Origin of the sequence: Streptomyces sp. NPDC015127 (assembly GCF_043080095.1) — a bacterium.
Lineage (GTDB): Bacteria > Actinomycetota > Actinomycetes > Streptomycetales > Streptomycetaceae > Streptomyces.
The window spans coordinates 1-12218 of the sequence record NZ_JBIBVE010000002.1 but is presented as its reverse complement, the minus strand read 5'-3'; the positions used below and the strand labels follow the sequence as shown (position 1 = coordinate 12218).

Below are 12218 nucleotides of genomic sequence, written 5' to 3'. Positions count from 1 at the left end.
TACCGCAGGCGGCCAACGTAGGGGCGGAATACGGAGCGTGACAAGGTTTCAGACCGAGAGTGTCCGGAAAGCTTCCCCCGCCCCGGCGGCACGTCACCCGCCGGGGCCGGGCGAGGCTTACGGCTCCACCACGATCTTGCGGCCGCGGCCCGCCCGGAACTGCTCCATGGCCTGCGGGTACCGCTCCAGCGGCAGCCGGTCGCTGATGAACACCGACGGGTCGAGCACTCCGGTCGCGAAGAGCGCGGCGGCCCGCTCGTAGCTGTGCAGCACGGCCATCGAGCCGGTGATGGTGATCTCCTGGTGGTAGATGCGGTACGGCTCGATGACGGCGGTCGTCGCGTAGTCGGCGACGCCGAACTGGAGGAAGGTGCCGCCCTTGGCGACGCGGCCGAGGCCGTCCTGGATGGCCTTGGCGTTGCCGGTGGCGTCGATGACGACGTCCCAGCCTCCGGGGCGTTCGAGTTCGTCGGCACTGGCCGCCGTACGCGAGCAGCCGAGGAGGCCGGCGGTGGCGAGCCGGTCCGGGTTGACGTCGACGACGTCGACACCGGCCGCGCCGGTGCGCTTGGCGAGCTCCAGCATCATCAGGCCCATCGTGCCCGAACCGTAGACGAGGACCTCGGCCCCGAGGGTGCCGCTGAGCACGTCGTAGCCGCGCACGGCGCAGGACAGCGGCTCGATGAGGGCGGCGTCCCTGACGTCGACGTGGCCGGGCAGTTTCACGCAGTTGGCGACGGGCGCGACCGCGTACTCGGCGGCGCCGCCGGGGACGGTGACGCCGATGGCGGCCCAGCGGTCGCAGAGGTTGCCGCGCCCGCTGCGGCAGTAGCGGCACTCGTGGCAGTGGAGCGACGGGTCGACCGCGACCAGGTCGCCGACGGCCAGCTCGGTGACGTCCTTGCCGATGCCGACGACCTCGCCGGCGAACTCGTGGCCGGGCACGATCGGCAGGGTGGGCGCGAACTCCCCCTGGAGGATGTGCAGATCGGTGCCGCACAGCCCGCACGACGCCACGGCGACGACGACGTCGCGCGGGCCCGGCGTGGGGTCGGGCACGGTCGTGACGACGACCTTGCCGGGTGCTTCGACGAGCGCTGCCCTCATTTGACGGCTCCAAGAGACAGGCCCTGGACGAGTTTGTCCTGGGCGGCGTAACCGGCGGCGAGCACCGGCAGGGACACGACGACGGACGCGGCGCACAGCTGGGCGAGGAAGAGGCCCTGGCTGGTGACGAATCCCGTCAGGTACACGGGTGCGGTCTGGGCGACGACGCCGGTGAGCACCCGGGCGAACAGCAGCTCGTTCCAGCTGAAGATGAAGCAGATGAGTGCGGTCGCGGCTATGCCCGGCGCGGTGACGGGCGCGACGACCCGCGCCAGCACGGTGGGCAGCCGGGCGCCGTCGACCTGGGCGGCCTCGATGATCGAGACCGGCACATCGGCAAGGAAGGACTGCATCATCCACACCGCGACCGGCAGGTTCATCGAGGTGTAGAGGAGGACCAGGAGCCAGATGTTGTCGAGCATCCCGGCGTTCTTCGCGAACAGGTAGACGGGGAGCAGTCCGGCGACGACCGGCAGCATCTTGGTGGACAGGAAGAAGAACATGACGTCCGTCCACTTGCGTACCGGCCGGATGGAGAGCGCGTACGCGGCCGGAAGGGCGAGCACCAGGACGAGGAGCGTCGAGAAGACGGACGCGGAGAGGGAGTTGATCAGCGGGGGCCAGGGGGTGGGCCCGCCCGCGCCGCCGAAGAACGACCGGTAGCCGTCGAGGGTGAGCGAGGCGGCGAGCGAGGGCGGGTTGGTGGCGGCGTCGGCCTCCGAGTGGAAGGAGGTGAGCACCATCCACAGGGCGGGCAGGCAGAACGTGATGCCGGCGGTCCAGGCCAGCAGGCCGAGGGCGGCGGAGCGGTACCGGGCCCGGCGGGCGGCCGGCGGCAGGGGGCGCGGGGTGATTGCGGCCGTGGTCATGCGCGGGTCGCCTCCTCACGGAAGAGGGACGAGACCACCCGCAGTGCGAAGGTCGCGACGACGATGGTGCCGATCACCACGACGACTCCCGCGGCGGAGGCCAGTCCGTACTCGTGCGCTTGGTAGAAGGTCTGATAGATCGTGTACGGCAGGTTGGCGGTGCCGAGGCCGCCCGAGGTGAGGGTGAACACGGCGTCGAAGTTCTGCACGATGTACACCGAGCCCAGCAGGATGCCGAGTTCGAGGTAGCGGCGCAGGTGCGGAAGCGTCAGGTACCGGAAGATCTGCCAGGCGCTCGCGCCGTCGAGCCGGGCGGCCTCCGTCGTCTCGGCGGGTCTGCTCTGCAGTCCGGCGAGCAGGATCAGCATCATGAACGGCGTCCACTGCCACACGAGAGCCGCCGCGACGGCGACCAGCGGCATCTCGGAGATCCAGTCGGGCTGCGCCGGATTCTCGGCGCCGAACAGGCCGAAGGCCCAGGTGAGGGCGCCGTTGAGCAGGCCGTACTCGGGGTTGTACAGGGCGTGCTTCCACAGCAGCGCCGCGGAGACGGGCACCAGCAGGAACGGCGTGATGAGCAGGGTGCGCACCATTCCGCGGCCGAGGAAGGTGCGGTCGAGCAGCAGTGCCAGCAGGAGTCCGAGGACCACGCAGGTGACGACGACGCCGGCGGTCAGCAGCACGGTGGTGACAACGGACTCGCGCAGTGCGGCATCCGTGAACAGGGAGGCGTAGTTGGACAGGCCGCTGAAGGCGCGCTCGTCGGGATCGAGCGAGTTCCAGTCGAAGAGCGAGATCACGAGCGTGGCCACGAAGGGCAGTTGGGTCACGGCGATCAGGAAGACGAGTGCGGGCAGCAGCGGTGCCCGGGTGGCCCAGGCGTGCTTTCTCCCGGCACGGCGCGCGGTGTGCGGCGCGGACTTCGGGGGCTCCGGGGGCGCGGTGCGCGCCCGGGGGCCCGACGGTGTGCTGAGGGACGTACTCACCGGTACTCCTTGGCGACCTTCTCGGCCAGAGACTGCGAGGTCTTCAGGGCCTGGGCTACGGACTGGCGGCCGGCTATGGCCGCGCTGATCTCCTGGGAGACCTTGGTCCCGAGGTCGGTGAACTCGGGGACGCCGACGAACTGGATGCCGGCCGTGGGGCGCGGCTGGGTGCCCGGATCCAGTGGATCGGCGCCCGCGATGGCCTGCTCGGTGACCTCGGCGAAGGCACCCGCCGCCTTGAGGTAGGCGGGGTGGTCGTAGGTGGAGGCCCGCTTTCCGGCGGGGACGTCGGCCCAGCCGCTCGTCTCGCCGACCAGCGTCTCGTACTCCTTGCCGGAGGCCCAGGAGATGAACTTCCATGCCTGGTCCGGCTTCTTGGACGCCTTCTGCATGCCCCAGGCCCAGGTGTAGAGCCAGCCGGAGCTGTCGGTCCTCTCGACGGGCGCCGGTACGTATCCGATCCGGCCCTTCACCGGGGAGCCCTGCGCTTCGAGCGATCCGGCTCCGGCGGTGGCGTCGTACCACATGGCCGTCTTGCCCTGCGTCATGTTGTTGAGGCACTCGGCGTAGCCGGACTGGGCGGCACCGGACTCGCCGTGCTCGCGCACCAGGTCCACGTAGAACTCGGTGGCCCTGGTGAACTCGGGCGAGTCCAGCCGCGGCCGCCAGTCCTTCGTGAACCAGGTGCCGCCCATGGTGTTGACGACGGTGGTGAGCGGGGCGATGACCTCGCCCCAGCCGGGCAGTCCGCGCAGGCAGATCCCCTTCATGCCCTTCTCGGCGCCGTCCGCCTTCGCGGCGAGGTCGGCGACCTGGCGCCAGGTGGGCTTCGCGGGCATCGTCAGGCCCTTCGCGGCGAAGACGTCCTTGCGGTACATGAGGAAGGAGGACTCGCCGTAGAACGGCTCGGCGTACACCGTGCCGTCGTGGGTCAGTGACTGGGCCACCGGTTCCAGGATGTCGTCCTGGTCGAAGGCCGTGTCCTTCTCGGCGTACGCATCGAGGGGGCGGAGCCAGCCGTTGTCGGCAAAGAACGGGACCTCGAAATTGCTGATCGTGGCGATGTCGTACTGGCCCGCCTGGTGGGAGAAGTCCTGGCTGATCTTGTCGCGGACGTCGTTCTCCGGCAGGACGGTGAAGTTGACCTTGATGCCGGTCTCCTTCGTGAAGTGCCGCGCGGTCAGCTTCTGGAGCTGGACCATCTGCGGGTTGTTGACCATCAGCACGTTGAGCGCGTCGCCGCCGCCGAAGGAGGTGCCGCCGGCTCCGGCGCATCCCGTGGCGACGAGGGCGACGGCTGCCGCGCCCGCCCCCACCCGCACGCGGATGCCACGTCGTCGTCGTTGGTGGGGCATGTGTTCTCCTGATCGTTCGTAGCGGCTCGGAGCCTGGGCCGGGCGTTTCGGGGCACGCCGGACCCGCCCGGCTGCCCGGGTGCGGCTGATGAGGTAGGTGATGTGGTGCGGGGCTTCGGCGGCGCGCGTCAGACGCGGAGGACCTGCGGCCCCATGAGGGAGTAGCGCTGGGCCTCCGCCGAGGACAGGCCCGTGTCGGTGACGACGGCCTCGAAGTCCCCGACGTCGGCGAAGCGGCAGAAGCTGACCGCCCCGAACTTGGTGTGCAGGCCGGCGAAGATCCGCCGCCGTGCGCTGCGCATGGCCTGCGCCTTGACCTCGGCGACGGCCGGGTCGGGCGTGGTCAGGCCGTACTCGCGGGAGATGCCGTTGGCCCCGACGTACGCCAGGTCGATGACGAAGTCGGCCAGCATCCGGGTGGCCCAGTGGTCGACCGTGGCCATGGTCTGGCCGCGGACACGGCCGCCGAGCAGCAGGACGGCCGTCTGCTCCGCGTCCGCGAGGACGGTCGCCACCGCCAGCGAGGCCGTGACCACGGTCAGCGGCCGGTCCCGCGGCAGGTGCTCGGCGACGAGCTGGGGGGTGAACCCCTCGTCGACGAAGACGGTCTCCGCGTCACCGAGGAGTTCGGCGGCGGCCGCCGCGATCCTCGACTTCTGCGGCACGTGGCGGGTCGTGCGCATCGCGAGCGTCGTCTCGAAGCCGGCGCTCTCGACCGGGTACGCCCCGCCGTGCGTGCGCCGGACCAGTCCGTGCTCCTCCAGGGTGTGGAGGTCGCGGCGGATGGTCTCCTTGGCCACACCGAACCGGTCGGCCAGCGCGTTGACCTCGACCGACCCGTCCTGCCGGGCCGTGTCGAGAAGGGCCCGTCGGCGTTCCTCGGTGTCCACGGCACACATCCCTGCTGTGCTGGTACTGCATGAGCGGCCCGTCGTCCGTTCGGGCCCATGCGTCGTTTGTACAAGCAACCGGGGCCGCTGGACCAGCGTCTTCGCCCGGTGCCCTGTGCCCGTTCCTGCCCGTTTCTCCGAGCACGTCGTCGCTGGTCAGCGACCTCCGTGCGGGCGCGACGGGTCCTTTCGGCGCCCGCTTCGCACCTGACGGAGTCCGAACGGCGCCCGGGTGCGGGCACAGGGGCCGGGGCAGGGTGCGGAACGCCGCCCGTACGCCGACGATCGGTGAGTGGCCCGGCCCGCCCGCGCGTATGCGTATCCGTACGGGCGGGCAGGCAGTGACGGCACGGACGGATCTTCCGACGGACATCCAGGAGCACACGCATGAGTGGTACAGCCCAGATCGGTGTCACGGGTCTCGCGGTGATGGGCCGCAACCTGGCCCGTAACTTCGCGCGCAACGGCCTCACCGTGGCCGTGCACAACCGGACAGCGGCACGCATGCGCGCGCTGGTCGAGGAGTTCGGTGACGAGGGCGCGTTCGTCGCGGCCGAGTCGGCGGAGGAGTTCGTCGCGGCGCTGGAGCGGCCCCGACGGCTGGTGGTGATGGTCAAGGCGGGCGAGGCGACGGACGCGGTGATCGAGGAGTTCGCGCCGCTGCTGGACGAGGGCGACGTCATCATCGACGGCGGCAACGCCCACTTCGCCGACACCCGCCGCCGGGAGAAGGACCTGCGGGAGCGCGGTATCCACTTCGTGGGCGCGGGCATCTCCGGCGGCGAGGAGGGCGCGCTGAACGGGCCCAGCATCATGCCGGGCGGATCGGCCGAGTCGTACGCCTCGCTGGGCCCGCTCCTGGAGAGGATCGCCGCCAAGGCCCCGGACGGCACACCGTGCGTCACCCATGTCGGTCCGGACGGCGCGGGCCACTTCGTCAAGATGGTCCACAACGGCATCGAGTACGCCGACATGCAGCTGATCGCCGAGGCGTACCACCTGCTGCGCGCGGTCGCCGGGTACTCACCGGAGCAGATCGCGCGGACGTTCCGCAGCTGGAACGAGGGGCGGCTGGACTCGTATCTGATCGAGATCACCGCCGAGGTGCTGGCGCACACGGACGCTGCCACGGGCAGGCCGTTCGTGGACGTGGTCACCGATCAGGCGGAGCAGAAGGGCACGGGCCGCTGGACGGTGCAGATGGCGCTCGACCTGGGCGTGCCGGTGCCGGGGATCGCGGAGGCGGTGTTCGCCCGTTCGCTGTCGGGCCACGCCGGACTGCGCGACTCCTCGCGGGCGCTGCCCGGGCCGGCGGCGCGCCCGCTGGGCGCGGACGAGGCGGCCCGCTTCGCCGACCGGGTCGAGCAGGCCCTGTACGCGTCCAAGATCGTGTCGTACACGCAGGGCTTCCACCAGGTGCGCGCGGGCAGCGAGACGTACGGCTGGGACGTCGACGCGGGAGCGGTCGCGGCGATCTGGCGGGCCGGGTGCATCATCCGGGCGGCGTTCCTGGACCGTATCCGTGCGGCGTACGAGGCACAGCCGGAGCTGCCGAGCCTGCTGGCGGACAAGCAGTTCGCTGAGGAGATCGGGGCGGCGCAGGACGACTGGCGCGAGGTGGTCGCGACGGCGGCGCGGCAGGGTGTGCCGACGCCGGGGTTCTCGGCGGCGCTCGCCTACTACGACGCGCTGCGCGCGGAGCGGCTGCCGGCGGCGCTGACGCAGGGCCAGCGCGACTTCTTCGGCGCGCACACGTATCGGCGGACCGATCGGAAGGGTTCGTTCCACACGCTGTGGGGCGGTGACCGCTCGGAGGTGCGGTCGGACTGAGGCCGCTTACGGCCTGACGGCCGTGGGGTGTGCTGACGGGTGCGCTCCGGGCCCCGGCCCGACGGCCGTGCGGCCGGTCGGGCCGGGCAGCCGGTCCGGTGTCAGGCCGGGCCCGGCTGGGGTTCGGGAGGCGGTACGGGTTCCGGATTCGGCCCCGGCGGCTGCGGGATGGGATCCGGTGCAGGGCCCGGCTGGGGCGTTGGCGTCGGCACCGGCCCGGGCAGCGGCCCCGGATCGGGGGGCACGCCGGGATCCGGTGTGGGGACGGGCGGTGCGGGATCGGGGTAGGGGTGGGTCATGCCGGACCTCCCTGGGTGCGAAGTCTCTCTACGGTGCGCGTTCCCACGCCGGCCGGGTCCAGTCGTCGTACCCGCGTCCGGCACGAGGGGCAGCTGTGTCGCTGGGCGTGCCAGGGGACGCCGTGTCGCGGGATCGCCGGCCGCCGACGCTGTGCCGCGGATGCCCGCCGCCGGACGCCCTTGCCCCCGGTGCCTGCCACCAGACGCTGTGCCGCCGTACGCGCTACCTGCCCGACGCCCCGCCACCAGGCGCAACGGCCTGGGACGCCAGGGCCAGGGCCTCGGACGCGACGGCCTGGGACGTGACGGCCTCGGACGCCAGGCCCGGGGCCTGGGACGCGACGGCCTCGGACGTGACGGCCTCGGACGCCAGGCCCGGGGCCTGGGACGCGACGGCCTCGGACGTGACGGCCTCGGCCGCGGCGCGTAGGCCGGGCTCCGGGCTGGAGAGCACCGGCAGCGCCGTGCGCGTACGGGCCGCCGCGTCCGCCATGGACGCCTGGGCAAGCACGACGGCATCCGCGTCGCGCACCCCGTCGACGGCGGCCGCGACCGCGTTCAGGTAGCCGTCCCGGTCCCCCGCCTCGAAGCGCTCCCAGGCGTCCTCGACGAGCAGCGTCCGCAGCCGCGGCGCCCGGCCCCCGGCCTTCTCGGCCTCTTCGCGGATGAGGGCGGCGGTCGGTTCCAGGGTGCTGGCGACCGAGGCCACGATCACGATCCGCTCCTCGCGGGCCGCGGCGGCGCACATGGGCCGGTCGACGCGCAGCACCGGGACGCCGGCCCGCTCCGCGGCCGCCTCCGCCACGCCGCCGATCGTCGAGCAGGTGCACAGCACGGCACGGGCGCCGTCCGCGACGGCGCCGGCGATCACGTCCGCGACGGCGGGGGCGACGGCCTCAGGACCGTCGCGCCGGGCGCGTGCGAGCAGGTCCTCGTGGACGTGGTGACGCAGCGGCAGGGCGGGGTGGTGCGTGTCGCGCAGGGCGTCGAAGACCGGGACGTGGACCGGGGAGGTGTGCAGCAGTGCCAGCATGCCCGGATCCTAGGCGGTGCCGCCCCGCACGGCGGAGGGCGGCACGGCAGCTCATCGAGCGGCAGCTCATCGAGCGGCGGCTCCCGGTTCGAATTCGGCGAGCAACTGCTCCAGCGCCTGTTGGTCGGGACCGACGAACGGGTCCGCCTCGGGTGCCGCCGCGATGTTGTCGATCATCTGCGCGGCGAGGCCGACCGCGGGCGGCAGATGGGTGCTCAGGACGGCTTCGGGCGCCATCTCGCGCAGTGGTTGCACCCATGCCTCGTACCGGTCCCGGTCGACGCAGTGGATCCAGGGGCTGTCCACGGCCGCCCACAGCAGCTGCCCCGCCCGCAGTTCGTCGTCCTTGATGTCGCCCGCGGTGGCTCCCGATGCGAGGTCGGCGCTGGCGATGGGGGCGCCGAAGCAGTCGGAGCTGAAGCAGGCGGACGACTTGTCGTCGTAGAAGCCGACCGTGGCGGGGTTGTCGAACAGCGGTGGCCGGAAGGCGTGAAGGACTCGGTCACCGACGTCGAGGGACTGGCCCGGGTTGAGCAGGAAGACCCGGTCCAGCGGCAGCGGCTTCTCGGTCGACATGATGCCGACCGCCAGATACGTGGTCACGAGGCGCGCCCGAGGGGCCGCGGCCAGCAGTTCGAACAGGCCGCCCGTGTGATCGCGGTCGGGGTGTGTGAGCCAGATCCAGCGCACGTCCTCGGGATCCACGACGCTGCCGACCATGTCGAGGAAGGTGCGGTCCGACAGGCCGAGTCCCGTATCGACGACGACGGGTTCGGCGGCGTGGAGCACGAAGGCGTTGACGGTGAGGTAGCCGATGCCGGGTACCGGCAGGTGGTCGCCGAGGACGCTGATCTCGTGTCCGATTCTGTGAATGGCCATGACTTCTCCGGGAACCCCCACGAGCAGGGATCGGATCGCGGCTCATGGTGCCGCGGTCGCGCACAGGCCCCGTGCCGGACAGGCATGCCGCCCCCGGGCCGTCATCATGAGTTCTGTTTCACAGTGTCCTCCTGCGGGCCCGGCCCCGCTGCCCGCAGGGGGCCCTGGCATGCGCCGGGACCGGCGGTGGTCACGCCGGTCCCGGGGCTCATGGTGCCGCGGCCGTCAGAGTTCGGGGTGGGCCTTGAGCTGTTCCTCTGCCTCCGCCACGAGTGCGGCCGGCGCGGCGGGCGCCTCGTCAGGGTGCTTCTGCGCCCACTTGGCGGCGTACGGGCACAGCGGTACGACGGGGACGTTCTCGCGGGCCGCCGTCGCGTAGAACTCGCGCACGAGGGCGCCCGCGATGCCCTTGCCCTCGTGGGCCGGCTCGACCACGGTGTGCACGGCGACGAGGGCGGCGGTGTCCCCCGCCAGCACGAAGTACGCGATGCGGCCGGCCACCTCCCCGTCCACGTGTGCTTCCAGCAGCCCTGCGGGCCGGTTGTCGCGCATCTCGATCGTTCCCACGGCGGCTCTCTCCTCGACGGGTCGGACGGGGGGCCGCCGGCGGGCGGTCCCCGCCGGCGGTGGGACGGGAGGGTCAGACGATGGCGTGGGGGCTGCGCGCGGTGTCGGTGCCGGGCACGGGGGCGGACGCGTCGGAGCCGAGGGCCACGATCCTGTTGTCGGCGTCGACGTGGACCACGCTGGGCACGAGGGTGCGTGCCTCGGCGTCGTCGACCTGGGCGTAACTGATGAGGATCACCAGGTCGCCGGGGTGGACGAGATGGGCCGCGGCCCCGTTGATGCCGATGACCCCGCTGCCGCGCTCGCCTTCGATGACGTAGGTCTCCAGGCGGGCGCCGTTGGTGATGTCGACGATGTGCACGAGCTCGCCGGGCAGGAGATCGGCGGCGTCCATGAGATCGCGATCGACGGTGACGGAGCCGACATAGTGCAGGTCGGCCTGGGTGACGGTCGCGCGATGGATCTTGGACTTGAACATGGTGCGCAGCATGAAGGCACTCCCGAAACTAGGCTCCCTGCCTGCGTTTATGCAGGTCAAGGGCGGTTTCCCTACCCTACAGCGAATCGCAGTTCCGGTCAGCCCTCCCCAGGTTTTTCAGGGAATGATGCTGACCACTTGCCTACTTTTCTGACACATCGTCAGGCGATTGCAGGAGAGCTTCACCCGCCCTGCTGGACCCCACCGCGACGACTGCACAAGCCTACGCAGCACCCTCCGACGGGCATCCCTGATCACCGTCACTCCGGCGGTCTGGGCGGCGGTCGGGGGCGAGGGCGATCGACCGGAGCCGGGCTGCGCACCGCCATGGGGTCGTGCGGCTGGCCCGGAAAGATCAGTCCGCAGCGGTCGAACGCGAAGGACGGAATGATGGACATGGGTGACGCGACCTGATTGCCGTATGACGAACACCGTCTCGTTGCCTGCCGTGTGAGCGGTGGAGTACTACGGCTCCTCGTTGACTAAGCGAAAAGTCATATTCGGCGCGGTACGGCTCCGTCCTGCCAGCGGTAGAGGTCGCGCAGCAGGGCAATCTCGGCGCCGTGATGGATCAGCTCCCTGTTGACGTGCTGGACGATGACCTCCATGGGAATCCGCTCGGGACCCACCGCGGGCGGATTCTCCAGGTCGGCGTCCGAGAGTTCGCGGACCCCCGCGTTCCATCTCCCGTACATCTCATCGAGCTGTTTCAGCGCCTCGTCAGCGGTCCCCGCGTAGGCGAATGTCTGGGAGTCGACGTCCTGGCCGCCGAAGTGCCATGCGACCCGATAGCCCAGGCACGAGACGATGATGTGCGCCAGCCGCCAGGCAATCGTGGTCACCGGCGCCGGCACCGGGTCAGGGGACGCGGAGTCCATCCTCCACTCCCCCGAACCTGCCGACATCGGTGCGGCCGACCTGCCACGTGGGCGGATGCTCCAGCAGCCGCGCACTGGCTCCCAGAAGTACTCGTCATCGGCAAGACCGTCCAGCCGCGGCCGCAGGTTCTTGCGCCAGTGCCGGTCCAACTGCCCCGCGAGCCGCTCGCTTCTTGTCATTTCCGCACTCTACAGACCACGGAGACCTGGCTGCGGGCCTCGCGGACGCCGTCGCCGGCCGTGGGCCGCGAGAACGTCCCGCACCGGGAGATGCGCGACCCGGACAAGGAGCTGTCTGTCCGCCAGCTTGCCGCCGGCCGGGCAGTGTTCCTCGGTTCCTTCGAGGACGGTGTCAACTCGTACTGACTGCTGACCGACAGCGGTGAGGTTTGGATGGTCAGAGGCTACGAATGCGATCCGGACGACCAGTACGGCCTGGTCAACTCATCGGTGGACCACCTGGTGGAGGTATTGCGGGTCTGGGAGGCGTTCGTCTACTCCGGCAAGAGCGACCTGGAGGACGCCTACGACGACTGGGCACACGACGTGATCGACCGGGCTCGGCAAGCGGATCCGCGGGCCTTCTCGGACGAGGAATCCTGGTGGTCACGAGTGTTCGAGGAAGTCGAGCTGGGCGTGCTCGTGCCGGAGGAGACGTATCCTTGGCGGCTGTTCAGGGACGGAGCCACAGCCGGATCGCGGCCAGGGTGACCGTTCCGTGGAAGACGTACGCCCTCTTGTCGTAGCGCGTGGCAATGGACCGGAAGTTCTTGAGCCGGTTGGTGGTCCGCTCAACTTCGTTGCGGCGGCGGTAGATCGTCTTGTCGAACCCTGCGGGCCGGCCGCCTTGGCTGCCGCGGCACCGACGGTTGGCCCTCTGGTCTCTGGGGTGGGGATCGTGTGCTTGATCTGGCGTCTGCGCAGGTGACGCCGGTTCCGGCGTGACGAGTACGCCTAATGGGACGCGAAGGCTGGTACGCGAGCCCCGATCATGGTCGCGGGTTGGCACCAGTTTTCGGGGCGCGGAGCAAGCCTTTGAGTATGCCC

Annotated in this window: 12 protein-coding genes and 2 pseudogenes; 3 read left to right on the top strand and 11 right to left on the bottom strand. The window is 70.9% G+C overall.

Annotated features, from left to right (window positions below; translation table 11 throughout):
- Window positions 1-117 precede the first annotated feature (117 nt).
- From ACF08N_RS03475 to ACF08N_RS03455, 5 genes are all read right to left on the bottom strand, one after another.
- Window positions 118-1107 (bottom strand): zinc-dependent alcohol dehydrogenase family protein, encoded by a 990-nt coding sequence (locus ACF08N_RS03475; RefSeq protein ID WP_392322897.1) that lies wholly within the window; start codon window positions 1105-1107, stop codon window positions 118-120.
- Window positions 1104-1976 (bottom strand): carbohydrate ABC transporter permease, encoded by an 873-nt coding sequence (locus ACF08N_RS03470; RefSeq protein ID WP_392322896.1) that lies wholly within the window; start codon window positions 1974-1976, stop codon window positions 1104-1106. The genes ACF08N_RS03475 and ACF08N_RS03470 overlap by 4 nt, the downstream gene beginning before the upstream one ends.
- Complete coding sequence (locus ACF08N_RS03465) at window positions 1973-2962, bottom strand: carbohydrate ABC transporter permease (protein WP_392322895.1); 990 nt, start codon at window positions 2960-2962, stop codon at window positions 1973-1975. Before ACF08N_RS03465 ends, ACF08N_RS03470 begins: the two co-directional genes overlap by 4 nt.
- On the bottom strand, window positions 2959-4317 hold the full coding sequence (locus tag ACF08N_RS03460) for an ABC transporter substrate-binding protein (RefSeq protein ID WP_392322894.1): 1359 nt from the start codon (window positions 4315-4317) through the stop codon (window positions 2959-2961). The genes ACF08N_RS03465 and ACF08N_RS03460 overlap by 4 nt, the downstream gene beginning before the upstream one ends.
- A 128-nt stretch (window positions 4318-4445) precedes the next feature.
- Window positions 4446-5207, bottom strand: a complete 762-nt coding sequence (locus ACF08N_RS03455; RefSeq protein ID WP_392322893.1) for a DeoR/GlpR family DNA-binding transcription regulator — start codon at window positions 5205-5207, stop codon at window positions 4446-4448.
- Window positions 5208-5594: 387 nt separating this feature from the next.
- Between ACF08N_RS03455 and gndA the strand changes: the two genes are divergently transcribed.
- A complete protein-coding gene (gene gndA, locus ACF08N_RS03450) occupies window positions 5595-7037 on the top strand; it encodes an NADP-dependent phosphogluconate dehydrogenase (protein ID WP_392322892.1) in 1443 nt (480 codons plus the stop codon).
- 705 nt (window positions 7038-7742) lie between these two features.
- Here gndA and ACF08N_RS03445 read toward each other — a convergent pair.
- From ACF08N_RS03445 to ACF08N_RS03425, 5 genes and pseudogenes are all read right to left on the bottom strand, one after another.
- Window positions 7743-8369: pseudogene (locus tag ACF08N_RS03445) on the bottom strand (aspartate/glutamate racemase family protein); the annotation flags it as partial.
- Between the two features lie 66 nt (window positions 8370-8435).
- Entirely contained in the window at window positions 8436-9248 is an 813-nt protein-coding gene (locus ACF08N_RS03440; protein ID WP_392322891.1) for an MBL fold metallo-hydrolase, read from the bottom strand.
- Between the two features lie 225 nt (window positions 9249-9473).
- A complete protein-coding gene (locus ACF08N_RS03435) occupies window positions 9474-9800 on the bottom strand; it encodes a GNAT family N-acetyltransferase (RefSeq protein WP_392323414.1) in 327 nt (108 codons plus the stop codon).
- 88 nt (window positions 9801-9888) lie between these two features.
- A complete protein-coding gene (panD, locus tag ACF08N_RS03430; protein WP_392322890.1) occupies window positions 9889-10305 on the bottom strand; it encodes an aspartate 1-decarboxylase in 417 nt (138 codons plus the stop codon).
- A gap of 482 nt (window positions 10306-10787) precedes the next feature.
- Window positions 10788-11351 (bottom strand): DinB family protein, encoded by a 564-nt coding sequence (locus ACF08N_RS03425; protein WP_392322889.1) that lies wholly within the window; start codon window positions 11349-11351, stop codon window positions 10788-10790.
- A gap of 60 nt (window positions 11352-11411) precedes the next feature.
- Between ACF08N_RS03425 and ACF08N_RS03420 the strand changes: the two genes are divergently transcribed.
- Complete coding sequence (locus tag ACF08N_RS03420; protein WP_392322888.1) at window positions 11412-11537, top strand: hypothetical protein; 126 nt, start codon at window positions 11412-11414, stop codon at window positions 11535-11537.
- Window positions 11538-11882 carry an SUKH-4 family immunity protein gene (locus ACF08N_RS03415; RefSeq protein WP_392323413.1) on the top strand — a complete coding sequence of 115 codons (345 nt, stop codon included), beginning with the start codon at window positions 11538-11540 and terminating at the stop codon, window positions 11880-11882. It abuts the gene before it with no gap.
- On the opposite strand, the pseudogene ACF08N_RS03410 reads toward ACF08N_RS03415, so the two are convergent.
- Window positions 11845-12125: pseudogene (locus tag ACF08N_RS03410) on the bottom strand (transposase); the annotation flags it as partial. The gene ACF08N_RS03415 and the pseudogene ACF08N_RS03410 sit on opposite strands and share 38 nt — an antisense overlap.
- Between the last annotated feature and the right edge of the window lie 93 nt (window positions 12126-12218).